24 protein-coding genes and 1 pseudogene are annotated in these 23,776 nt (G+C 47.6%); 11 read left to right on the top strand and 14 right to left on the bottom strand.

Annotation, left to right across the window (positions count from 1 at the left end; translation table 11 throughout):
• Positions 1-11 precede the first annotated feature (11 nt).
• The 4 genes from M3234_RS01190 to tagU form a co-directional block, all read right to left on the bottom strand.
• Entirely contained in the window at positions 12-2,204 is a 2,193-nt protein-coding gene (locus M3234_RS01190; protein WP_262302925.1) for a bifunctional 2',3'-cyclic-nucleotide 2'-phosphodiesterase/3'-nucleotidase, read from the bottom strand.
• A gap of 201 nt (positions 2,205-2,405) precedes the next feature.
• Complete coding sequence (locus M3234_RS01185; RefSeq protein ID WP_262302924.1) at positions 2,406-3,602, bottom strand: aminotransferase; 1,197 nt, start codon at positions 3,600-3,602, stop codon at positions 2,406-2,408.
• Positions 3,599-4,102, bottom strand: a complete 504-nt coding sequence (locus M3234_RS01180) for an Lrp/AsnC family transcriptional regulator (RefSeq protein ID WP_262302923.1) — start codon at positions 4,100-4,102, stop codon at positions 3,599-3,601. Before M3234_RS01180 ends, M3234_RS01185 begins: the two co-directional genes overlap by 4 nt.
• A 124-nt stretch (positions 4,103-4,226) precedes the next feature.
• Positions 4,227-5,150, bottom strand: coding sequence for a polyisoprenyl-teichoic acid--peptidoglycan teichoic acid transferase TagU (tagU, locus tag M3234_RS01175; RefSeq protein WP_262302922.1), 924 nt, complete (start codon positions 5,148-5,150; stop codon positions 4,227-4,229).
• Positions 5,151-5,378: 228 nt separating this feature from the next.
• Between tagU and M3234_RS01170 the strand changes: the two genes are divergently transcribed.
• Positions 5,379-6,371: a zinc-binding dehydrogenase gene (locus M3234_RS01170; RefSeq protein WP_262303546.1), complete on the top strand. Its 993-nt coding sequence runs from the start codon at positions 5,379-5,381 to the stop codon at positions 6,369-6,371.
• 294 nt (positions 6,372-6,665) lie between these two features.
• Here M3234_RS01170 and M3234_RS01165 read toward each other — a convergent pair whose 3' ends face one another.
• Positions 6,666-8,297 carry an N-acetylmuramoyl-L-alanine amidase gene (locus M3234_RS01165; protein ID WP_262302921.1) on the bottom strand — a complete coding sequence of 544 codons (1,632 nt, stop codon included), beginning with the start codon at positions 8,295-8,297 and terminating at the stop codon, positions 6,666-6,668.
• Positions 8,298-8,663: 366 nt separating this feature from the next.
• Between M3234_RS01165 and galE the strand changes: the two genes are divergently transcribed.
• A complete protein-coding gene (gene galE, locus M3234_RS01160; RefSeq protein WP_262302920.1) occupies positions 8,664-9,635 on the top strand; it encodes a UDP-glucose 4-epimerase GalE in 972 nt (323 codons plus the stop codon).
• A gap of 49 nt (positions 9,636-9,684) precedes the next feature.
• Here the strand turns inward: galE and M3234_RS01155 are convergent, their stop codons facing one another.
• On the bottom strand, positions 9,685-10,986 hold the full coding sequence (locus M3234_RS01155) for an NCS2 family permease (protein ID WP_262302919.1): 1,302 nt from the start codon (positions 10,984-10,986) through the stop codon (positions 9,685-9,687).
• 277 nt (positions 10,987-11,263) lie between these two features.
• Between M3234_RS01155 and M3234_RS01150 the strand changes: the two genes are divergently transcribed.
• The 4 genes from M3234_RS01150 to M3234_RS29480 all read left to right on the top strand — a co-directional run bounded on the left by M3234_RS01150 (position 11,264) and on the right by M3234_RS29480 (position 12,733).
• On the top strand, positions 11,264-11,728 hold the full coding sequence (locus M3234_RS01150) for a hypothetical protein (protein ID WP_262302918.1): 465 nt from the start codon (positions 11,264-11,266) through the stop codon (positions 11,726-11,728).
• 120 nt (positions 11,729-11,848) lie between these two features.
• A complete protein-coding gene (locus M3234_RS29490; protein WP_311315616.1) occupies positions 11,849-12,091 on the top strand; it encodes an ADP-ribosylglycohydrolase family protein in 243 nt (80 codons plus the stop codon).
• Positions 12,039-12,326, top strand: coding sequence for an ADP-ribosylglycohydrolase family protein (locus M3234_RS29485; RefSeq protein ID WP_311315615.1), 288 nt, complete (start codon positions 12,039-12,041; stop codon positions 12,324-12,326). Before M3234_RS29490 ends, M3234_RS29485 begins: the two co-directional genes overlap by 53 nt.
• Entirely contained in the window at positions 12,323-12,733 is a 411-nt protein-coding gene (locus tag M3234_RS29480; protein WP_396953912.1) for an ADP-ribosylglycohydrolase family protein, read from the top strand. Before M3234_RS29485 ends, M3234_RS29480 begins: the two co-directional genes overlap by 4 nt.
• Positions 12,734-12,793: 60 nt before the next feature.
• Here M3234_RS29480 and M3234_RS01140 read toward each other — a convergent pair whose 3' ends face one another.
• Together M3234_RS01140 and M3234_RS01135 are read right to left on the bottom strand one after the other, a co-directional pair.
• Entirely contained in the window at positions 12,794-13,213 is a 420-nt protein-coding gene (locus M3234_RS01140; protein ID WP_262302917.1) for a VanZ family protein, read from the bottom strand.
• Positions 13,214-13,225: 12 nt separating this feature from the next.
• Positions 13,226-13,762, bottom strand: a complete 537-nt coding sequence (locus M3234_RS01135) for a 5'-nucleotidase C-terminal domain-containing protein (RefSeq protein ID WP_262302916.1) — start codon at positions 13,760-13,762, stop codon at positions 13,226-13,228.
• Between the two features lie 284 nt (positions 13,763-14,046).
• On the opposite strand from M3234_RS01135, the gene M3234_RS01130 reads away from it, so the two are divergent.
• Positions 14,047-14,880, top strand: a complete 834-nt coding sequence (locus tag M3234_RS01130; protein WP_262302915.1) for a YitT family protein — start codon at positions 14,047-14,049, stop codon at positions 14,878-14,880.
• 131 nt (positions 14,881-15,011) lie between these two features.
• Complete coding sequence (locus tag M3234_RS01125) at positions 15,012-15,971, top strand: N-acetylmuramoyl-L-alanine amidase (protein ID WP_262302914.1); 960 nt, start codon at positions 15,012-15,014, stop codon at positions 15,969-15,971.
• Between the two features lie 450 nt (positions 15,972-16,421).
• On the opposite strand, the gene M3234_RS01115 is transcribed toward M3234_RS01125, so the two are convergent.
• Genes M3234_RS01115 through M3234_RS01105 form a run of 3 tightly spaced genes read right to left on the bottom strand, consistent with a single transcriptional unit; the run spans position 16,422 to position 18,215 of the window.
• On the bottom strand, positions 16,422-16,784 hold the full coding sequence (locus M3234_RS01115; protein WP_262302913.1) for a penicillin acylase family protein: 363 nt from the start codon (positions 16,782-16,784) through the stop codon (positions 16,422-16,424).
• Positions 16,785-16,800: 16 nt separating this feature from the next.
• Complete coding sequence (locus tag M3234_RS01110; protein ID WP_262302912.1) at positions 16,801-17,598, bottom strand: penicillin acylase family protein; 798 nt, start codon at positions 17,596-17,598, stop codon at positions 16,801-16,803.
• Positions 17,595-18,215 carry a penicillin acylase family protein gene (locus tag M3234_RS01105; protein ID WP_262302911.1) on the bottom strand — a complete coding sequence of 207 codons (621 nt, stop codon included), beginning with the start codon at positions 18,213-18,215 and terminating at the stop codon, positions 17,595-17,597. The genes M3234_RS01110 and M3234_RS01105 overlap by 4 nt, the downstream gene beginning before the upstream one ends.
• Positions 18,216-18,378: 163 nt before the next feature.
• On the opposite strand from M3234_RS01105, the gene M3234_RS01100 reads away from it, so the two are divergent.
• Positions 18,379-18,819, top strand: a complete 441-nt coding sequence (locus tag M3234_RS01100) for a ferritin-like domain-containing protein (RefSeq protein WP_262302910.1) — start codon at positions 18,379-18,381, stop codon at positions 18,817-18,819.
• Positions 18,820-18,946: 127 nt separating this feature from the next.
• Here M3234_RS01100 and M3234_RS01095 read toward each other — a convergent pair whose 3' ends face one another.
• Entirely contained in the window at positions 18,947-19,198 is a 252-nt protein-coding gene (locus M3234_RS01095; RefSeq protein ID WP_262302909.1) for a hypothetical protein, read from the bottom strand.
• A 390-nt stretch (positions 19,199-19,588) separates the two neighbouring features.
• Here M3234_RS01095 and M3234_RS01090 point away from each other — a divergent pair, with 390 nt between their 5' ends.
• Both M3234_RS01090 and M3234_RS29630 read left to right on the top strand, forming a co-directional pair.
• A complete protein-coding gene (locus tag M3234_RS01090; RefSeq protein WP_262302908.1) occupies positions 19,589-20,227 on the top strand; it encodes a transposase in 639 nt (212 codons plus the stop codon).
• Positions 20,212-21,748: pseudogene (locus M3234_RS29630) on the top strand (YifB family Mg chelatase-like AAA ATPase). The gene M3234_RS01090 and the pseudogene M3234_RS29630 overlap by 16 nt, the downstream one beginning before the upstream one ends.
• A gap of 136 nt (positions 21,749-21,884) precedes the next feature.
• Here the strand turns inward: M3234_RS29630 and M3234_RS01080 are convergent.
• Both M3234_RS01080 and zupT read right to left on the bottom strand, forming a co-directional pair.
• Complete coding sequence (locus M3234_RS01080) at positions 21,885-22,457, bottom strand: glycerol-3-phosphate acyltransferase (protein WP_262302907.1); 573 nt, start codon at positions 22,455-22,457, stop codon at positions 21,885-21,887.
• A gap of 84 nt (positions 22,458-22,541) precedes the next feature.
• On the bottom strand, positions 22,542-23,393 hold the full coding sequence (gene zupT / locus M3234_RS01075; RefSeq protein WP_262302906.1) for a zinc transporter ZupT: 852 nt from the start codon (positions 23,391-23,393) through the stop codon (positions 22,542-22,544).
• Positions 23,394-23,776 lie beyond the last annotated feature (383 nt).

Genomic DNA, 23,776 nt, shown 5'->3' with positions numbered 1-23,776 from the left:
ATGGTTTTTACTTATGCTCTTCGTCTTTTTAGGAATAACATTCCCCCGCCGGCTGCCACCAACAGCAGTCCAAATAGAAGAAGATTAAACATATTTGTTGAAGTGTTTGGAAGTTTATTGCTTTGTGCAGGCACGCTTCCGGTATTTTGGCTGCCGTTTGAACCTGATACAGTGCCGGCATCCTTAGTAGGTGTTCCCGAATCTTCGGAAGGTGTTTGGTCACCTGGAGTACCCGGGTTTTGCGGTTGGTCCGCACTTGCAAATACTAGTTGATAAGTTTCATAGCCATCTGCTTCTTGATTAAGAGCCTTAATATTATTCACTTCGTTAAGATACTGTTTCCCGCCGTTAGGAGCAGTAAAGGTAACGGTCACTTTTTCGTTCAGCGGCGCAATCGACCAGTTCTGGTCAGCTGCTGGAGAAATGACACCCTTTGCTCGAATATAATCCATTAAAATATCACGGATTTCATCAGTAGAGTCAAGAACGAGTTCCGCCTTGCCATCTACTAAGCCCGGGAACTTACCACCGCCGCCGGCGCGGTAGTTATTAGTCACGACAATAAATAACTGGTCATCTTTAATCGGAGTGCCATCCATATTTGTGAAATTAATGATTCTGTTCGCAGAAGCATTCTCTAATGCACCCTTGCTCCAGTCGTATCTTCTCGGCTGGGTAACATCGACTTGGTATTTGACTCCATCAATGACATCGAATAAGTAACCTGGGAATTTGGTATCAAGTAACTCCTGGCTATCCTCTTTCGCAGGGTCAATAGTGTTAAATGAGGATGCTGAAAATTCCAGCCATTCTCTCACTTGGGCCCCAGTCATTTTTACAGCTTTAATCGTATTGTCAAAATTATACAAATCGGTTGCGCTCTTGATTGAAAGGTCCCCAACAGCCACATTGGTATTGTTTTTGAACGGAGCCATGGCCGAAATTACAGGGATATCCTTCAATTCTGGTTTATTGGCAGTCAGCCATTTTGTTGCATAATCGATTTGGACTTGATTGACAAGCTGTAAACTAGCATCATCCGTTACTCTTGAGAAAAAGCTGTACATCGGCTTGGTTGTTTCGCCAATCTTTTCATTCACATAACGGATAGTCGCTTCGTGGTAGTCCTTTACACCGTCAACAATGGTTTGATCCAGCGCAGTATCGACAGCAACAGGTCTAACTGTTGATTTGGAGGCAGGCTTGTCAGCGGTCCATTTGCCATTTTCATCTTGGACGAGTTTTAAATCAAGTACGCCCAAGTTGTCGCCCCATTTGCCTGCCTCTAGAGCAGGTACACCATTTATATAACCATTCACATGGTCAATTCCCTCCATGTCTTTGAAGCTGCTGCTAGGGAATACTTTGTGGGCATGTCCGAACAGCATGACATCAATGCCGGGAACCTTTGTTAATTGGAAAACCGCATTTTCGGCTTCGGCAGAATCTTCTTCTTTAATATCGCAGCCTGAGTGAGCGATGGCGACAATAATGTCGGCGCCTTCTTTTCTCATTTCAGGAATGAATTTTCTAGCCGTTTCTGTAATGCCTGCGACCGTCACTTTGCCATCAAGATAAAACTTATCCCAGTTCAAAATTTGCGGTGGGACAAAGCCGATGACGCCGACTTTAAGGACAGATTCTTGACCGGCATCATCCTTGATGGTTTTATCAATAATTTTATAAGGTGTAAAATAGTTCTTGCCATTATCGGCGCGGTATACGTTCGCGTTGATGACATCAAATTCCGCACCTTTTAACACGCGGTCCAAATAGTCAAGACCGTAGTTAAATTCGTGGTTTCCGACAATCGCGGCATCATAATCGAGTGTGTTCATCGCTTTAAACAATGGATGCACTTCGTTGCCCTTGAGGTTTTTGGCTGCGTATGTTGCCAACGGATTTCCTTGAATGGAATCCCCTGCATCAAACAGCATCGAGTTGGTTGCTTCTTTTCTGGCCTGTTGGATCAGTGTAGCCGTTTTAGCTAAACCGAATTTTTGATTACCTACCCCTTGATAGTAATCGTACGGCATAATATTGGAATGCAAATCGGTCGTTTCCAATATTCGTAGGGATGCTGTTTTTCCCACAGCAGCTTCACCTTCCGCCTTTGCATTAGCAGGGAATAATCCCCCAAGCGTTGAAGCCGTAAGCAAGGCACTCAGCACGGGGATAAGGAAGCGCTTTCTAAATTTCGACACAAATGTTCTCCACCCTTCGACAAATAATTTCAAGTGCTTTGAAATTATACTACTTTTCTACTATTCTTACAATATAGTTTGTGGTAGAACTCAGAATGGTAAGTAATGTCGAAAATGAGGAACGGTGGAAGTGAATAAAGGACAGGTGCTAGAGGAATAAAAAAAGCCTCCACAAGGGAGGTGGCGACCAAAAAGGATAATTTATGGAGTTGTACGGATAACGGGACACCTCGACTCAATAAACCGCTGCATCCGCTTCAGCGCCTCCTGTAGCTGCTGCATCGAGGTTGCGTAGCTGCAGCGGACGTAGCCCTCACCGCTTTCCCCGAATACACTTCCTGGAACGACGGCGACTTTTTCCTGCATCAGCAGTTCCTCAGCGAATTGTTCTGAAGTGAGCCCGGTCGATTTGATCGACGGGAACACGTAGAAGGCCCCGCCCGGCGTGTGACAATCCAGGCCGATTTGGTTCAGCGTCTGGACGACATAGTTGCGGCGGCGGCGGTAGCTCGCCCGCATCGCTTCAACTTCATGGTAGCCGTTGCGCATGGCTTCCAGAGCGCCATGCTGCAGCATGTGCGGCGCGCACATGGTCGTATATTGAAAGATTTTCAGCATCACTTCGACCAATTCCTTTGGCGCAGCAAGAAAGCCAAGGCGCCAGCCGGTCATCGCAAAGCCTTTCGAAAAACCGTTGATCAAGATGGTCCGCTTATACATGCCTTCAACAGAGGAGAAGCTTGTGTAGGGCTCATCCTCGTAGAGCAGCTCCGCGTATATTTCATCCGACACGACGATGAGGTCGTGTTTTTCAACGATTTTTGCAATCGCCGAAAGCTCCGCTTTGTTCAATGTTGTCCCGGTTGGATTATTCGGCGAACACAAGAGAATCGCTTTTGTGCGGTTAGTAATCGCAGACTCGAGTTGCTCCGGTGTTACCTTAAAACCGTTCTCGGCAATGGTGGACACGGGCACAGGGGTTCCCCCGGCAATCGCGACCAATGGCCCGTACGACACAAACGCCGGTTCAACAATCAACACCTCGTCGCCTTGGTTTAAAATCGCGCGGAAGGCGAGGTCGATCGCCTGACTCGCACCAATGGTGACAATGATTTGATTTTTCGGATCATACTGAACGCCGAACCGTGAATCTAGGTAGTTCGTAATTTCCTGCCGCAGTTCGAAAAGCCCTGGGTTGGCGGTGTAGGACGTATAGCCTTGCTCCAACGACAGGATGGCGGCCTCACGAGTGCCCCAAGGGGTGATAAAATCCGGTTCACCGACCCCAAGGGAAATCACGCCCTCCATTTGAGCGGCAAGGTCGAAAAACCTGCGAATCCCCGACGGCTTCAGATCTTTTGCGGTGTCGGAAATATAACTGGCGTAATCGTGTTTCATAGTGTAACCACCATTCTCCGGTCTTTTTCGTCGCCGTCGTCAAAAATCACGCCGTCATGCTTGTATTTTTTCAGCATGAAATGAGTCGTCGTCGATACGACGTTTTCGATCGGCGATAATTTTTCCGAGACGAAGCTGGCAATTTGCTGCATCGTTTTGCCTTCAACGGTGATGGAAAGGTCGTAGGCGCCAGACATCAGATAGAGGGAGGAAACCTCAGGGAAGCGGGCAATCCTTCCTGCCACTTCATCAAAGCCGACGCCACGCTTGGGCGTTACCTTGACATCAATCATCGCGACCACGCCTTCCTGGCCTTCGACCTTGCTCCAATCGATTAACGTTGGATAGCTCATGATGATTTTTACGTCTTCCAATTTCTTAATCGTGCGTTGTACTTCCTCTTCGCTGGTCATGGCCATCATCGCAATCGTCTCAATTGGCAGGCGGTGGTTCTCTTCAATAATTTTTAAAATCTCAAGTTCCTCACTTGTTAACTTCATTGCTACGCACCCCTTATAATGTTCGAATTTTTTCATATTGTTGATTTTACTACCGCATCGCATCAATGTCACCCATGGAACGAAAAAAAAGCGGAGTGGGTTGACCAATCCGCTCTCTCTTTGCTTATTGAAGCTCTAATTGCGCTTTTAATTCGTTTTGAATTCTTTGCTGTTCTTCCTTGGCGACCAAACCATAATAAATACCGTTGATCTTTGTGCCGGTTTCTTTGATTTCCATTTGTTGAATGTTTCCTGCGGCCGATTTGTAGTTCTTTTGAATGTCCATCATTTGCCCGAAGGTGAGGTTGGTCTTGACGTTTTTACCCAAAGCATTGAAGATATCTGAGAATTTGGCCAAGCTTGAAACGCTTGCCCCTTCATTGATTACTGCTTGAATGATCTGCCGCTGTCTTAACTGCCGGCCAAAATCACCTCTAGGGTCGTTATATCTCATTCTTGAAAAAATTAACGCCTGTTCGCCGTTAAGGGTAATTTCACCTTTGGCAAAATGGACCCCGCCGTCGGTAAAATCAAGGTCATTTTGAACAGTTACCCCGCCAACAGCATCGACGATATCTTTAAAGCCTTCCATATTAATCTGGACGTAATAATCGATTGGGATATCAAGGAAGTTTTCAACCGTATCCATGGCCATTGGAACGCCGCCGAACGCATAGGCATGGTTGATTTTGTCGTCTTTCCCTTTGCCGATGATTTCAGTCCGGGTATCACGCGGAATGCTTAGCATTTTGACGGAATTGTTATTCGGGTTTACCGTCAGAACAATCAACGAGTCGGAACGCCCTTTGTCGCCTTCACGTTCATCGACCCCCAGCAATAAAACAGAAAAAGGATCCTTTTCGTGGAAAGCAACAGGTTCTTCGCGTTTTTCAGATTGCTTCCGTTCAATCGGCTGATGCATCGTATCAACAGCAGTTTTAAAAGATTTATAGACAGAAAAAGCATAAGCTCCACCGGCAATAATTAATAATAATAGAATAATCCCCGTGACCTTCAGCCACTTGCGGTTCTTTTTGTTGCTTCTCATTTTTTTGTCCTCCAATAAAATACAGACTTTCATTGAATAGAATAGCAGAAAACTGGGAAAATGGATACAGAAAATGGATGGGAATTTAGTATTGGTGAAATCGAGAGCGATTAATTGAAGGATCTTGGGAGTCAGATTAAGGTTTAAAAAACCTATTTTTCAGAGTATTATGGAATTATTACATAGTTTTTGAAAAATTTTTACGGGAAAACAGGGGTGACTTTTATTATGAAAGCAGTAGTTCATGAAGGACAAGCCGGCCTCCAGGGGGTGGCCGTCCGGGAAATTGAGGAGTTCCAGCCAGGAGCAGGTGAGGTACGGGTTAAACTGAAAACAGCAGGGCTCAACCATCGGGATTTGTTCGTGCTTGTTCGGCATAAGCCGACCGACCCGCCACTTGTGATAGGTTCCGATGGAGCCGGTGTCGTCGATGCCGTTGGAGCAGGCGTTACGGGTGTTGGGATTGGCGATGAGGTGCTGGTGAATCCGAGCCTTGGCTGGAGGGAAAAATCGGATGCGCCGCCACAAGGGTTTGAAATCTTAGGTTTGCCGTTCCACGGGACGTTTGCACAGCATGTCGTCGTACCCGCGGAAAATGTGGCACCGAAGCCTGCGTATTTGACGTGGGAAGAGGCCGGGGTGTTGTCGTTGGCAGCACTGACCGCCTATCGGGCCTTGTTTACGCAGGGGCAGGTACGCGAAGGGTTGAAGGTGCTGATCCCGGGCATCGGCAGCGGTGTTGCGACGTTGCTATTGCAGTTCGCCAAAGCGGCCGGTGCGACTGTGTATGTGACCTCCCGTTCTGCGGAAAAGTGTCAAAAGGCGCTTCAACTAGGGGCTGACCGGGCGTTTGACAGCAATGAAGACTGGGAGCAGGCGCTTGGCGGCGAGAAGATGGACCTTGTGATTGAGTGTGTCGGGGCAGCAACGTTTAACAAGTCGCTGAAGCAGCTGCGCCCGGGCGGCACGATGGTGACGTTCGGCGCCTCGGCGGGCGATGTGGTCGAATTCAACCTGCGTGACTTTTTCTATGGCCAATACCGCCTGTTTGGCTCGACAATGGGCAGCGGTGAGGAATACTGCGAGATGCTGGAATTTGTGGAGAAGCATCAAATCAGGCCGGTAGTAGACCGGATGTATTCATTAGAGGAGTTTGGCGAGGCTTTCAAACGAATGGAAAACGCTGAGCAGCTCGGAAAAATAGGGTTTTACATTGGATAAATAACGAAAGCCGCCATTCATTGTGAGTGGCGGCTTTGCTGTTATATACATCTACGTCTTTCCCTTAGCCCCGACATCACCTACAAACGCAAAATATGTACCAAGCCCGCCCCCCGTCCGGGCGTGACACCACCCAATGAAAAATTTCGGTGCCAGGCATAAAAATTTGGCATTTGTCCGTGTAGGGTGGACAAATTGGGGGATTTGTCTTTTTGTGGTGCCTGACACCATTTCCCTATTAATGGGAATTGTGGGCGGAAGGGGAAATTTACCGTATTTACCGTACCGAACTGGTTATCCGGTCACTTCCCCGCGGATTGTCTCGAGTGTTTGGATCGAGAATTGGACCATTCTTTTGTAGAGGTCTAGAATGGATTGGCCATAGGTTGTGCCGGGGACTGCCCATTTTCCGTTTAGTCCGGTCCAAGTTGGCGCTGAGCCTCGTGGGACAAGATGGAACCGAGGGTCGACGACCGGGTATTGGTTTGGCAGCGGGCTTGTTGTGGCATAGGCGTATAAATGCTGCATGTGGGCAAGAACGCCTTCTTCTGGTGTTTGGAAGCTTGCTCCAGGATTATCAGGCCCGGTGGCACCGATGCCGGCAAAGTTGTCCTGTCCCGGTTTGACAACTGCGGTAAAACGGAAAAAGTTTGTTTCATGGATGGCCTGGGCAAAGGCAATATCACCCTTGATTCCGTAGTATTCACCAAAGGTTAAATAATAGTTAGCGAGTTTTGGAGCATCTGGGTTAACGGTTCTAACAAAACGGTCCATAAATTCCGGTGACAGTAGGGTTGGACCGAAAATAGAATTAACAGGTGTGTTCTGCGGTTTGGGGATGCTTCCTGAACCTTCGCCGCGGTTAGTAACGGCATCACCATTCGCTCCTACCGTTGACCCTGTCGTTGGGCCATTCCCGCCGCCAGTGCCGGTGCTAGTGCCAGTGCCGACATCTGGAGAACTTCCGCCCGAGCCGTTGTTTGTGCCGGTCCCTGCTATCGGTGCAGAACTTTCGCCTCCACCACTGCTTCCACTGCTAGCGGTACTTCCGCCTCCACCACCACTGCTGCTATTATCAACAATAATAAACGCATCAGTAAAGCCGGCAATTTCCATGATCTTGAGGCGCTGTTCGGCGTTTTCCCTGTCTGTAAAAGCCCCCACCTGGACACGGTACCATGTTGAACCGGAAATGGTGGTTGTCACTACAAAAGCATCATGCCCTAATGAACGAAGCCGTGCGACACGCTCGTCTGCATTTTCCCTGGAGTGGAATGAGCCTACCATCACTTTGTATAGGGTACCGGAAACCGTATTTGCTGGAGCCGGTGCAGGAGTCGGCGCTGGTGCTGGAGCTGGCGCAGTTGATGGGTTAGCTTTTCGTTGCAGGTTAAAGGCACGCGCCAATCCATTCGCATGTCCTCTAGCCACCTTTTGAAGCCATGCATCCTGTTTCATCAATGCCGAATCATGGGCATTGCTGATAAAACCATTTTCCGACAGCATCGCCGGCATTTTAGACTCACGGAGCACATGAAAGTTAGCCTTTTTCCTGCCACGGTCTGCTAGTTCATTCACTTTGATTACCTCCTCATGAATGACCGCTTGGTACCTCGCCGCAGACGATGAATCAGAAAGTCCGTTATAAATATAATCCTCATAGCCCTGGGCCGCGCTGCTGGCCGAATTGATGTGGATGGACAGATAGAAGTCGGCGCCCCAGGCATTGGCATCGCTTGTCCGCTGGCCCAGGCTTTTGGTGGTGTCGCCGGTACGGCTCATCCTGACATCGACATTTTGGTACTCATTAATCAATATATCACGCAGCTTTAGCGCAATATTCAACGTAACGTCTTTCTCATTCAGACCATTACCTTGGGCACCAGGGTCAGTGCCGCCATGGCCTGGATCCAAATAAATCTTCATTTCATCTCCTCCATTTCTAATATACATATTATCGTATGGCTAAAATCGGTAACAGGTTCGGGCCGATTGGGCTTCGCGGTGTCAGGCCCCCTTTGTTAGATACTGACAATGCCAAGAGTGGCAAGGGTGTCAGGCACCATGGCATGTATTGCCACTGTAAAAACAGGAATTAATACCTAACAGTACCTCCTACTTTTTATTTACCTTTATAGCAGGAAAATGGACAGGGTGCTGGGGGAAATTTGTTCCTGACGTATGGTAATTATATGATTGGAGGATATTGTCAAATTCCCAATTTGGGAAGCGGCGAATTGAAAATGATATAATATGGAAGGGAAATGAATCTGGTTTAAGGAGAAATGCAATATGATTCTGGTGATTGGCGGGGCTGGTTACATCGGCAGCCACCTTGTGAAGGAATTAGTTGAAAAGGAAGAAGTTGTGATCCTGGATAATCTGTCAACCGGCCATGCTGAGGCCATTGATCGCCGGGCGATTTTTGTAAAAGGAGACCTGGGCAGCGAAGACGATTTGGAAATGATTTTTAAAAGCTATCCGATTAAAGCGGTGATGCATTTTGCCGCGAATAGCCTGGTGGGCGAGTCAGTGGTCGATCCATTGAAATATTACGAAAATAATGTGGCATCGACTTTAACTCTATTAAAAGTTATGATGAAATTCGATGTAAAAAACTTTATCTTTTCATCTACGGCTGCTACATATGGGATTCCGACTGTAAATATCATTGATGAAACGACGCCAACAGCGCCAATCAATCCTTATGGCCATTCGAAGTTGATGGTGGAGCGGATGCTGGCTGATTTTTCAAAGGCTTATGGCTTAAACTATATAATCCTGCGTTACTTTAATGCCGCTGGGGCTCATGAATCGGCCGCGATTGGGGAAAGCCATGACCCGGAAACGCATTTAATTCCGATTGTGCTGCAGCAGTTATTAGGGCAACGAGAGAAGGTCGCTGTTTTCGGTTCCGATTACGATACGGAGGACGGTACCTGTATTCGTGATTATATCCATGTTACCGATCTGGCATCCGCACACATCCTTGCCCTTGAGGCGCTCCTTTCTGGGAAAAAGTCTGCCGAGATGTACAACTTAGGTAACGGCCTTGGCTATTCCGTGAAGAAAGTCATCGAAACTTGTGAGAAGGTGACCGGGCTGAAGGCCAACGTCGAATTGGCCGACCGCCGTGCCGGCGACCCGGCAAGACTGGTCGCCTCCTCAGCGAAAATCTACTCGGAGATTGGCTGGAAGGCAGAAAGAAACCTAGAGAAAATCATCTCCGACGCCTGGAACTGGCATCAAAATCAGAAATATTAAAGAAAAAGTCCAATTCGACTACGGTCGCGAATTGGACTTTTTCTGTTTTTTAGTGCTGTAAAAATGCCAATTGAATAAAGAACAACACCGCAAAAACATATACCAGTGGGTGGACCTCACTCCATTTTCTCCTGACCAGCTTGAGTAGAGGGTAGCTGATGAACCCTAGGGCTATTCCGGTTGAGATGCTGGAGGTCAGCGGCATCGCTAAGATCGTCAAAAACGCTGGAAATGCTTCGTCGAGATCATGCCACCGGATGTTGGAGATGCTGCCCATCATCAAGCTGCCGACAATAATCAGCGCTGGTGCGGTGATGGCTGAAATGCCGGAAACAGCGCTGACAAGCGGCCCAAAGAAAGCGGAAAGAATAAATAGACCGGCAACGGTTAAGGTAGTCAATCCTGTCCGGCCTCCTGCCGCAACCCCGGACGTAGATTCAATGTAAGCCGTTGTCGGGCTTGTCCCGAACATCGCTCCGATTGCGGTTGCAATGGAATCCGACAGCAGTGCATGACGCGCGCGCGGCAGCTTGCCGTTTTTCATGAGATTGGCTTGGTTGGCTACGCCAATCATCGTTCCCGTTGTGTCGAAAATCGTTACCAGGATAAACGAAAATACCACGGCATACAGGCTGTACTGAACGACATCGCCAAGGGCTGTAATAGGATTGGCGATAATAAGCCCCTCAGGGAGGGATGGCAACGACAGGAAGCCTTTATCGAAAGATAGCTGACCGGTAAAAAAGGCGATCAGCCCCGTAATAATCATTCCGAAAAATATCGCTCCGTTGACTCGCAGCAGCATTAAAATCAGGGTGATGGCCAACCCGACGATGGTAAGAATAGCAGATGGCGCATGGAGATCGCCAAGTTTGACCAGATTGACAGGGTCGGCGACAATCACCTTTGTCAGTCGCAGGCCGATAAAGGCAACGAATAAGCCGATTCCTGCAGTAATCCCATGCTTCAGGTTATCAGGGATGGCATCAATTAATTTTTCCCTTAGGGGAGTGAGCGACAAGATCACAAAGATCAAACCGGCGACGAACACAGCGGCAAACGCCGTGTGATAGCTGATATTTTGCCCTCCGCCTACGACGGAATAGGCAAAAAAGGCGTTAAGCCCCATTCCTGGCGCGATGGCGATCGGATAATTGGCGAACAGTGCCATCCATAGCGTACCAATCACTGTGGCCAAGATTGTTGCAGTAAAGACTTGCTCAAACGGGACGCCGGCATCGGCAAGAATCACCGGGTTAACCACGACAATATACACCATCGTAAAAAACGTCGTAATCCCCGCCATAACCTCCGTTCTCGCATTCGTTTGGTTTTCCTTCAACTTAAACATAATAGCTCCTCCAAAACACGAACAATATATAAAAGACTTTATAATAATATTCGTTTTCTGTTCGAATTTCAATATCTAAATTTATTTTTCCCATTTTCTACGATGTATACCGTTCCATGGGTGTCAGGCACTGCGCGTGAACAATTTTTCGGTTTTGTCCACGTGGGGCGGACACCATCCCGGCACGCATTTAGAACCGCAAGTGGAAATGGAGACTATTTGGACATGAGGTTTCATATTGTTTGTAATAAGTGATTATCGGTAAAGGGGAATTGTTATGCGTAAAAGAAGGTCTATTCTATTAAAGGGGATTATTTTAGGGACTTTGGTGTTTGCTGCTGTGGCCATGCTGGTTCGCTGTGTCTTTGTTTCTTCTGAAGGGGAGGCGGTGGATGTGGTGAATGAGTTTTATCGTTATGAACAGGAGGGGGATTTCTCCAACTCATGGGATTTATTTCATTCCTCCATGAGGAAGAAATTCACAAAAGGCGACTACATACAGGACCGCGCTCACGTATTCATGAATCATTTCGGGGTCGAAACCTTCACTTATACATTGGGCGAGGCAGAAAAACTGGACAAGTGGAGAATCTCCAAGGATGGCCCTGCGATGAAAAATGTCTACAAAGTCCCCGTCACGCAAACGTATAAAGGCAAATACGGGAACTTTGACCTCATGCAGGAGGTTTTTGTTGTCGAAGAAAAAGATGAGTGGAAAATTATGTGGGACTATAATCAGTAGGCTTGCGTGCCAAATGGCAGGGAAAATCGCCGATTATCCCGAATTTAACAATGAAGAATCAAAATTGGGAAATTTAAATGTAAATGTGCCAAATCAAATAAAAGATTAGAGTTTGGAGCAATGTTAAATAAAATAAAAGGGGCCTTATTTCGTCTGGCAATTGGCGATGCCTTGGGGGGGACGACGGAATTTCTAACAAAAGCGGAAATCACCAGAAAATACGGGACCCTGAAGGAAATCATCGGCGGAGGAGTCTGGCATCTTGAAAAAGGAGAAACGACCGACGATACGGCGATGACGCTGGCTGTGTGTGGCAAAGGGCATCCTCCACAATCCGCAAGACCCGGTGCTGGCCATCGGTGAGGAATTTTTAAAATGGTATGGCACCCACCCAAAGGATATCGGCAACATTATCCGTGCGGTGTTTGCGATTTATGACGGCGATTGGTTTGCGGCTGCCCGAAAAGCCCATGACCAGTATCTAGGGGGGGAATCAGCCGGTAATGGTTCGTTAATGCGGTGCCTGCCGGTTGCCCTTCCCTTGCCTTTCGGGACCTCCAAAAGAAAGAAGAAATCACAAGACAGCAGTCTCAAATGACCCATTACGATTCACTGGCCGACGAAGCCTGTGTCATTTATTATCGGATTGCTTATCATGTTCTCCAAGGTAAAGATTTAAAGAAAGCGATTAAAGACGAGATTCGGGAAACGATTTATGAAACGGCGTTAACTAATGAGAAGCCTGCGTGCCCTCCGGACGGATTTGTCGTAAATACAATGCGCTGGGTGTTGTACTGGATGCTGACCAGTGAGACGCTCGAGGCTGTTGTTATTGGCGCTGCAAATGAGGGATATGATACCGATACCGTTGCCGCAATCGCAGGGGGATTGGCCGGTCTGGCCTTCGGATTTGATCAAATCCCGAAAGAATTTGTAAATAACTTATTGGGAAAACAGGAATTACAACAATTATCCGCTCAATTAGCAAACTTGGTTAATCAATAAAGAACCCAGTCAATTAAAAAAAGCCAGCCATTAATTGGTTGGCTTCATCTTTTAAGTGGGTTATTTCTGAATAGATTGTCGTGCTCCCAGCTTCGTAAAAAGACTTTCTGCAGCTAGTGCTAACAAAGCCCCTACCGTGTCAAAACCTACGTCGAATAGTCTTCCGTCACGAGCAAAATATAATTGAAGTAACTCAGTGAGAATCGCATAGGAGATCGCCACTAACAGGATCACCTTGTTTGACTGTAGCTTTGTTTGCAGTAAGGCAGTCAGAATAAAAAATGCGGTAATATGCCCGAGCTTTTGCATCAGGAAGTCTGAGCTCATCCGTTCAGGCAATGGATCAAGCAACTGGCCAAACATCGGCTGCGGGTCCCACTCAAACCGAACCATCCCCGACTCAACGAGGCCGCGGAAACTGGCATTACACGTCAGAACAAAAATCGCCCCCGCCCAAACCAAAACCAACAACCAACGCATTCCAACACCACCTCACCCACATTCTAAACCCGGAATAACAGGTTTATACCTTGGAAAGATGAGTATTGGTGTCAGGCACCAATCGTGGACAAATGTCCTCCACAGACGGACATCCTCAATTGGGGCAACTATTAATGACCTGAGTGTGTATCGTTTTGCACTCTTTTGTATAGGAACGGAGATATGCCGATGGCAATTGGGCGCTGGCGATGTTCCAGGGAACTGTAACGCCAGTGTTCGACTCGTCTCCAAAGGCACAGTGTATTCGAAAGGTTTTGGAAGTGACTTTACAAAGTCCACAGTTGCCTGTAAATCCTCAGGACCAATTTCGAGCCCTGTTGAAAGTGCACCAATGCCATATTTGGCATTTCCGTACATATAATTGTTCACGACGACAGAATACTCTTTGTTCGGATTAATTTTACTACCGTCCAGAAGGAAGATTTTGACGACTTTGCCGGTTTTCGTAGCATCATCAAAGGTGAACGTGTACTTAAACCCGGTGGACCAGAGCAAAATAGCTGTGCATGTCATCGGTAGTTTTGCCAATTGGGGTATTCACGTATTTGATTGTTGCTTAGTGGTCTGGTGTAACAGCCTTAACGATAGATGCAACTGGCTCTTGTCCTTTTCGTCACTGTTTTTCCAGCGGAATCTTTCACATCTTCATAGATTCCCCGAATCGAAGACTGCGAATCTGCCCCCGACCATTTGCCTCGAACTTTTTCCAGCTTAAGGTCGATGATTCTCAAAGACCCGCCGCTATAGCGAGTGGGAGGTGTAGACAATTTTAAGTATTGTTATAGAATAATAAATAAAAAAGGAAGTCAACTATGAATAAAACAGTAAAAGACTTGTTATATATTTTGATCGGTGCGCTCATTTTTGCATTGGGTGTAAATTATTTTACAATACCAAATCAACTCTCCGAAGGCGGCATCTTAGGGATCACCATCATCACCTATTATTTGTTCCAATGGTCCCCGGGGGTCGTGAATTTCGTCATTAACGCACTGCTTATTGTGGTTGGCTACAAATTTTTTGAAAAAAGAGCATTTATCTATACCCTCATTTCCATTGCATCCAGTTCCGGGTTTTTATTTTTAACAGAGGGCATCGGGAAAAAGTTGACCGACGATTTGCTGCTAGCATCGCTGTTTGCCGGGTTGTTGGTCGGTGTGGGATTAGGTTTGATATTCCGGGCCGGGGGCTCTTCGGGCGGAACGACAATCCTTGCTAAGCTCGCCAACCAGTATGTTGGCTGGAGCATTGGCAAGGCGATGCTGCTTCTCGACATCATTGTTGTCGCGGGATCGATTTTTATCATTGGCTTGGAAAAAACGATGTACACCTTGCTGGTGGTCTTTGTCGGGGCGAAGGCGATCGATTTCATCGTCGAGGGGCTGGATGAACGGGTCGCGGTATTAATTATTTCGAATTCGCCTGACCGGGTGCTAGCGATGATTACGGAAAAAATGTCGCGCGGCCTCACCGTGTTGGACGGCCACGGAGGCTATACCGGCCAGAAGAAGGAACTCCTCTACATCGTGATCAATAAACAGGAAATCGTCCAGCTGAAGAATTTGATTCACGAAATCGACGAGCAGGCCTACGTGACGATTCACAATGTCCATGAAATGATGGGCAAGGGGTACAAAGCAGGATAGGTATTAACTACTATGACAGATATGTGTCAGTTAAAATCGTTTATGCTAATTATTTTGCGAAATGGGTAGGATAAACGGGAATTCTGTCGAATATATGTATTACCGAGAATTTAATTACTGGGGTTGGTAAGGTGAGGCTGCATAAAGGAAAGATAGCAATCGTGATCATCATACTGCTGGCGCTGTTTCCGTTTTATATATTTATTAATGCTAGTAAAGTCGGGGAAAAAGATAGCAATACCGGAAATGCTGCAACTCAGGTTGACGTGGCGAAGACAGCAAAACCCAATAAGAAGGCCGATGATGTGGCGGAAAAAGGCCCATCGGAAGACACTTCTCAACAAGCTGGTGTGGAAGAGGCTGCTGCTAAGATAGAGGATTCTCCAGCGACTAGTGATTCTGCTGTTCCTGAACCGGGAGCTTCCGATGAAACCAAAAAAACGAATGATAATAACGGCTTTGTGGTGGTCATAGACCCAGGACACCAGTTGAGGGCTAACCTGGAGAAGGAGCCGGTAGGCCCGAATGCCACGGAAACGAAAATCAAGGTTTCGGGCGGCACAACAGGGGTTGCCACTGGAAAGCCAGAATACGTCTTGACAATGGAGGCCTCACTCATTTTGGGGGAAATGCTCGAGAAAAATGGGGTACAGGTGATTTTTACAAGGACGACCCATAATGTCAATATAAGCAACCGCGAGCGAGCGGAAATCGCCAACCAAAATAAGGCCGATTTGTTCGTTCGAATTCATGCGGATGGGGCAGAGGACCCGACCGTCAGCGGATTTTCAGTGTTAACGCCGGCGGCAAACAGTCCATATACCAAAGAAATCTATCAGGATAGCCTGAAGGCCTCACAAATGATCATCGAGGCAGCCGCCAAGAATCCGGCCGTGAAAGTAAACGGGGTCAAATTTCGCAACGACCTATCCGGCTTCAACTGGTCCCAAGCCCCCAGCACCCTCGTCGAAATGGGCTACATGACCAACCCAGCCGAAGACAAAAAACTATCCGACAGAGACTACCTGACTAAATTAATCAGGGACGTCGCAGACGGAATCCTCCAATATGCACGTTACAAAGAGGAATAATGTGTAAAGTGTAGTAATGGTGTCAATAGTGTTATTGGTGTCAGGCACCATATGTGGACAAATTGGCTTTTTTGTCCACGTGGGGCGGACACCAAACTTTTCGAAAGACATCTGTCGCTAATAGAGCTAATAACGATCGTTTTCTTTTTTGTTTTTCTTCATATAACCTCAGATATTTCCCAACTTCCACTAATGACTAAATCTTCGTAAATATCATAAACAGCTTATCCTCTTTGAAGTAAGAGGCCAAAGCCACAGCCTAGGGCAAAAGAAGAAAGGCCAGCTCGTAAAGCAGTGGAAACTGGACTTTACGGCATTTTGAACGGTGTTGCTGATGGCTCTGTAAAGAATTTGAACCGAGCAGACTATGAAAAGATTCCAGAAACCGTCTACGAACCATCTCTTTAAAAAATGCCCCCTTTAAACATAAATGTTCGAAGGGGGCTTTTTTTACTTTTTATTAGGCTTGGTTAGGTCGAGAATCATCGGTTTGTACTCCCAGTTAGCATAAAGCAATCTTTGGTCATCAAAGTGCGGTGAACGCGGATCGCCGCTTTGGCCTGGCGGAAGGATGTTGACACTCTTGGTTTGGACCTTGGAAAACTCGACAATTTGGTTGTAGGTCCCGCGGTTCATGTTGAGGATCGGCTCAACTCCACGGGCGCCGAGCTGGTCGAATTTTATTTTTGAAGTTGTAGTCAGCCATTGATCCAACGGCTTGCATGCATGTTCCTTAGCAGGATGCTCCACAGCATATTGCAGGCCGTCCCGAACCATTTGCTGTAAATCCAGTTCACCAAGGAAGTTATACATGCTCCCCAACTCTCCATCATCGGCCTGTAGCACATGAGTTGTGCGACGTTGGAATCTTTTTCGTCGCTGCCTCGAACTGTTTTACATTGCTGGCACGGTTGAAATCATAAAATCCAACCATCGCTTCAATTTCCTGGCCCCAGTGGGCCCGTTTCTGGGTATAGGCTACACCAGCGTCCTTATATACAACCGGTCCGTAGACGCTGCGATAAATCGGGAGTGGAATCGCGTTGCCACCGGCCACCTTTAGCGTTTCGGTACGGACTTCAAAATCGGTCCATTTACCTTTATACCAGTATTGATTTGGATTAGCAGGGTTTATTTTTAAAACAAACGTATCGATCTGGTCGCCCATTCCGGTTGTGGTTGTCCAGGCAAAATCATTGCCACGGCCGATGAGTGGAATCGGGCTGGCACCGACGAATGCCATCCCGACGGAATTGTAGCCAGCGCCATGAATGCCGATTTCATGGGCAATTTGCGGTGCAGAAAAGCCCATTTGCGGACCTCCGAGGAGAAGCGTTCCGCCTGTTGCACTGCGCGACGGACTGACCACCCAGGCATTGCTACCACCCTTATGCGGGAAGCCATAAGCTTTTTCGATATCCAGCTTCATCTGTTGTTCCTTTTCAAGCTGCTCAGCGACCTTTTCGCTGTTCGGGAATTTGGCAGGAACCAGCTTTGCCGCTTTCTTTACGGATTTATCCGGTTTAGAGTGAAGTGAAACCGGAGCATCCGGGTCATTTTTCAAAAAGATCGTGTTGAAAGCCTGAAGGCCTTTTTCGGGACCAAACTTCTGCTGCAGCTTGGTCAAGCGATCGAAGTGCTCATTTCACCGCCGCCGCTCTCTCCAAATCGGCGCACCATCAACTGCTGGACTTTTAATGAATCAACAATTGTCCATTTGGCTGGTTTAATGCCACGGAATTCGGGAGGCAGCGCTGCCGCCGGTGTCGTTACTATGTAATGGTTGATCCCGTCAATATAGCCCTGCAGCCCGCGTTTTACATAGTCCGGCAGCTTGGCGAATTGGGCCAGCGCTTCTTCGTCGGTGTAGCCGTCACGGCGAATCACCTGGTCTTGTCCAAGATTTGCTGGTGTTCCCCCGAAAAATTCCGCCATCCTCCCGTTTGCGACAATCCTTGACAGCTCCGCCTGCCAAAGCCTGTCCTCAGCAGTGGCATAGCCGACTCCAAAGAATAGGGCAGCGTCGGTTTCGGAATAAATGTGCGGCACCCCATAAGAATCCCTGACAATCTTAATTTCATGCCCTTGAGGGTTAAATAGTTTGGTAGATTCAATTTGATAGGACGCGGACGCTTGCGGTGTGGGCGGAGATTTTGACGCGGCAAGTCCCGGCGCCGGAACAGTGAATAGACTTGCCGCCAAAGCTGTGGTGGAAAGGACCGATAAAATGCGTTTCTTTTTCAAAAAAAGGCCTCCTTTTTAATAGATTCACGTCCACTATAACGCACACAACGTGTAAAAAATGTAACTGTACGGATAGGATAACGGGAAATATTTCGACAAGAACCCAAAGAGGATCCGTTCCATAAGATATACAATGAGAAAAAAATCGAGGAGGAGGCTCAAGATGTACCCCTTTACCAATTATCTGGATGCGATGGCCCGGCAATCTAATAAGTTCATTAGTGACCTTGAAAAAGCGATTAATGGTGAATATAGTGCAATTGATTGTTATGCGAAATTGGCCAATTTGGCAGGGAATAAAGCGGAGCGGGAACAAATCCTAGAAATTCGACAGGATGAGGTCAAGCATTACCAGAACTTTGTCCAGCTGTATCAGGGCTTGACCGGGAGACCGCCGCAGGCAAAGATTGCCGAAGAATGTCCGAACAAGTATGCCAAGGGATTGGAGTTTGCCCTGGTGGATGAGCAGAAAACGGTGGATTTTTATCTGGAGATTGCCGATCAGGCGACGGACCCGTTTGTTAAGGACTTATTCCGAAGATCGGCGGCCGATGAGCAGAATCATGCGGTTTGGTTTTTGTATTATTTTATGAAAAATAAATGAAGGTCAGATGCCAGTGGCGATTTTCTCCGGTGCCGGAGGTCAGAGGAGCTGTTTTTTCAAAAAGTGGTTGAAGGGCATTAACCCCCGATGGCAGGGATTCGGGGGTTTTTCGTTTGAAAAATCCGGTCTAGTCCCCGCCGCCGCCACCTGAATCCCCGCCGCCATCCGAGCCGCCCGAATCAAAAGCAGAATCATGGTGGTAATCCCGGCCGTCATAATCATGGCTGTAGGACCGTTGTTTTCCTTTATTGACGTTGGGGAAAATTAAGAATGCCAGTATGATGAGCAGAACCCCATAGAATTGGTCCGCTCCAAAAATTAGATAAATGCCGAATACCAGCAGGACAACACCTAGCAAACGTTGTAACAACCTAACCACTTTCAGAGACCTTCCTCCCTCGGTGAGATTTAATCTGCGCTGTATTGTAAAATAAATATGACCCTTTTGGCCTATTTATTCATTACGAAAGGGTTACAGTGACCCTCAGTCGTCCTTTATCGACAATTTGAACATTTTGTTAACTCCCGCTTCCAAAGCGACCTGGCTCTATTTTCTTAGTATAATAAAGAAGTCAGCCAAAGAACCTCCACAATCGCAATCTATCGCAATCCCACACTTTACCTCACAGACTTAACTCACAACCAACTGTCCACCTCAGAAGGACAAATGTCCACGATTGGTGCCTGACACCAATATGTGGTATGCCACGGTATCAATGGTAATAACCCCAACTTATAATCCTATTAAATTAGTGAAGGAGTGGTCGATTTGGTTCGCAGTGTTCGATTATGGTTTGAGGGGGCAAAGTTTCATGTGACGAGCCGGGGGATTCGCCGGAGTCAGTTGTTTTTTGAGGATGAGGATTTTGGGATGTATCTTATCTTGCTTCAGGAAACGCAGAGCCGCTACCCGTTTTTTCTCCATTCCTATTGTTTAATGTCGAATCACACGCATCTTCAGCTGCAAACGCTGGAGACCCCGCTCAGCACCATCATGAAGCATCTCAACACCAAGTATGCCAAGTATTTTAACAGAAAGTACGATTTCTCCGGGCATGTTTTCGAAAAGCGATATGGCGCGGAACTGTTGAATTCTCCCGAATACGAAATTGATGTCAGCAAATACATTCATTTGAACCCGGTTGCGGCCGGGATGGTGGACACCCCTGAGGATTATCCGTGGAGCAGCTACCGCGCCTACGCTTTCGCTGAGAATAAAGTTGACTCGCGTCCAAATTCAGGCCCGAACCCTCTCGTCGATCCCCGGCCAATTTTATCCTACTTTCCGGAGCCCCCAACCGAGACCTACCGGCATTATATGAGATCCCGCTACACGGACAAATTTTATTGGGAAGACGGCAAGATTTATTTCATTGAAGGGGAGAGGTCATCATGTGGGCAAAGGTAACAAGCATAGGCTTAAAGGGAATGGCTGGCTATCGGGTGAATGTTGAGGTGAGTTCACATGCCGGCAATGATTCGATTAAAATTGTCGGCCTGCCTGATGCCGCGGTCAAGGAGTCGAAGGAGCGGATTATTGCAGCGCTCCGGTCGTTAGGCTACACCCCTCATGGGCAAAAAATCACCATTAATCTTTCCCCGGCCGACCAAAAGAAAATGGGTTCGATGTTTGACCTGCCGATGGCCATTGGCGTGCTGGGCTGCCTTCATGAGCTGGAAGCCGTTATTCCTGCTGATACTGCATTCGTTGGCGCCCTGTCACTGGATGGAGCGGTTCAGCCGGTCGAGGGTCTGCTGCCGGCTGTCCTCGCAGCAAAGACACTTGGGGTGCGAAGTCTCTATATACCGTTTGATGCTCAGCTGCCTCAGCTTGATTTTACCGAGATGGATATCATCTATGTCGAATCCCTGCAGGATGTCATTGGCCATTTATCCGGGCGATCTCATGTCTCAGGATCAAGGGCCTTTTTTGAAAAAAAAACCGAGGAACGCGAGACCAGTGCGGATACCATCGATTTTCAACAAATCATCGGCCATTCCACTTCCAAGGGCGGCGCTTGAAATTGCCGCTGCCGGGGGGCATCACGTGCTGATGACCGGACCGCCTGGGTGTGGGAAGAGCTTGCTCGCTTGGAGCTTTCCATCCATTTTGCCGGCTTTATCGAAAGAGGCTCAGCTTGAGGTACTGAGCCTATACCAGCTAAGCCGGGTGGAACACCCGCAGGCCGGGGTTCCGCCGTTTCGCAATCCTCATCACTCAGCCTCTGGCGTCTCGATTATCGGTGGCGGCCAGTACCCGAAGCCGGGAGAAATCTCGCTCGCTCATCATGGCGTGTTATTTCTCGATGAAATGGGGGAGTTCTCAAAAAAGACACTGGACATGCTTCGACAACCTTTGGAAAATGGATCCATCACCATCAGCAGAACCCATGCTACGATAACCTACCCGGCATCGTTCATTTTGCTGGCGGCAATGAATCCTTGTCCATGCGGATATGCCGGCTCTAACCGTCATTATTGCACCTGTTCGCCGAGGCAGATTCATTTTTATCAAAATAAACTATCCGGTCCGTTGCGGGATCGGTTTGATCTCAAGCTGAGTTTGGGTCCGGTGGATTTTGCGGTGGAGGAGGGGACAGCACAGGAGGGGGAATCGTCCCAGGCGGTGCGCTCGAGGGTGGAACATGCTCGTGCCAGGCAGTACGCCCGCTACGGGGCGGAAATCCCCAACGGCCGAGTTCCTTATGATATGCTGATGAAAACAAGCCCGTTAAGCTGCAGCCAGCAGAGGACCCTCCAGGAACTTTTAATGAAAGAGGGCATGAGCAACCGGACCCAAATCAAAATCATTCGCCTCGCCCGCACCATTTCCGACTTGGAGGGGAGCCCGCACATAACTGACCGAAGCATCGAGGAAGCGATTAAGCTGAATCGGCCAGAGCTATCAAGAGAATCTGTTTTCGTGTGATTGAAAATGGTTAGTAATGGTGTCAGGCACCAGCCGTGGACAAGTTACGTAATTTGTCCACGTGGGGCGGACACTCCCTGACGGTTGGAAACAAGGCCCTACTCCTGCTAAGTTCAAAAAAAGGTAGGTCCGCATTTTATAGAAACCTACTTTTTTTCATCCTTTCTTTAATATTTTCCGAGTGTGCCAGAAACAGTAATCCGAGTATGCCCAACACGATGAGGCAGCTGGCCCAGCCTTCCCCCCAAACATACAGGACAACAGGAATCGCAAGGAACGACCCCAAGCCGGCAAGGGTGAAGCTTTTGGTGAACGGGTAGAGCAGCCAAAATGCAAGCACTACGAATGGTGCCACGAGGGGCTGGAAGGCGAGTATCCCTCCTATAAAGGTGGAAATTCCTTTACCGCCCTTAAATCCAAGGACAACTGGCTTTATATGTCCGATAATCGCAAGTGCCAGGCCGACCAACTGTACAGGCTCCGAAAGCCCAAGATAACGTCCGGCTAGCACAACGGCTCCTCCTTTTAACGCATCGCCCAGAAAGGTAAGGACAAAAGCCTTTTTACCGTAAAGCCGCCCGGCGTTCCTTGCCCCGACATTGCCGCTCCCGCCAGTTCTAATATCCTGTTGAAAAATAAACTTCGTGATAATGAAGCCAAACAGGATATTCCCCAGCAAATAGGAAAACATCCAGTATACCCAAATCATTTACATCACTGCCTAATATGATATTTTAAAATCGCCAAGTTCTATCAACCTATGAAACGATAATGAAGGGGATTTTTTAATTGTTTAAATAAACAACAGCAGGCTAATAGCCATCACGGCCATGCCGCCGATTAAGCCGTAAATTGATAAATGCGCTTCGTCGTACCTTTTTGCGGCCGGCAGCAGTTCGTCAAGCGAGATAAACACCATGATTCCGGCAACGGAGGCAAAGATGACGCCGAACATTACTTCGTTCAAAAACGGCATCAAGAATAGGTAGGCGGCTAATGCTCCGACTGGTTCTGACAGGCCTGATAGAAACGAGAGCCGGAACGCCTTTTTCTTATCGCCTGTGGCAAAATAGACAGGCACCGATACCGCAATTCCCTCAGGAATGTTGTGAATGGCAATAGCGACGGCAATGGCAATCCCGAGTTTTGGGTCCTGTAGCGCTGAGGTGAAGGTGGCGATACCTTCTGGAAAGTTATGAATCCCAATTGCCAGCGCGGTAAAAGTCCCCATTTTTAATAAATCAGGCTTTTTATCCGCGAGTGCAAGCGACCCGCTGTTCCCGTTTCCATTGGAGCCGCCATTTCCTTTAGAGGACATATCCTCCACCGTTCTTAGTTCATGCGGATTGGACTGTTTTGGAATAAATTTATCAATAGCCGCTATCAACAGCATTCCGCCGAAGAAGCCTCCTACTGTCAGCCAGTTCCCCGGAACCGTTCCTAGGGCATCTACGAGTGCGACCTTGGCTTTCACAAAGATTTCGACCATCGACACATAAATCATGACACCGGCGGAGAAACCCAGGGTTATCGACAGGAATTTTGTATTTGTATGAGATGTGAAAAACGCCAAAAGGCTTCCGATTCCCGTAGCCAGACCCGCAAACAAGGTCAAGCCAAATGCCAATAACAGATTTTCAGTCACCTTCGTCCCCCCTCCCAATAAATTGGCTGTCTTTTATCAATGACTCATTGACTCACCAATAACATTCTAAAAATTATTCAGTTATCCTTTTATATGCACAAACCCAGAAAAGTTTCCTCTAGGAAAGAATTTGAACATAGGACAATATAAACGCTGTCAATATGGTACCACATCAACAGCGGATATTAACAGAAAATCGTTTTGATAATGGTGTCAATAATGGTGTCAGGCACCAGCCGTGGACAAAATGCCCGTTTTGTCCATCTGGGGAGGACATTCAATGTTTTCATTGTCGATAACTTATAATTCCAAGTTTCGAGCTTCTGCGCCTGTGCTCGATTGACAACTTCAATAAGAAAGCCGGCTCATAAGCGGTCGGTTTG

Source organism: Neobacillus niacini (genome assembly GCF_023715785.1).
Taxonomy (GTDB): Bacteria; Bacillota; Bacilli; order Bacillales; family Cytobacillaceae; genus Neobacillus; species Neobacillus niacini_E.
Note: the sequence above shows the minus strand (reverse complement) of the source record. Positions and strands in the feature narration are given on the sequence as shown.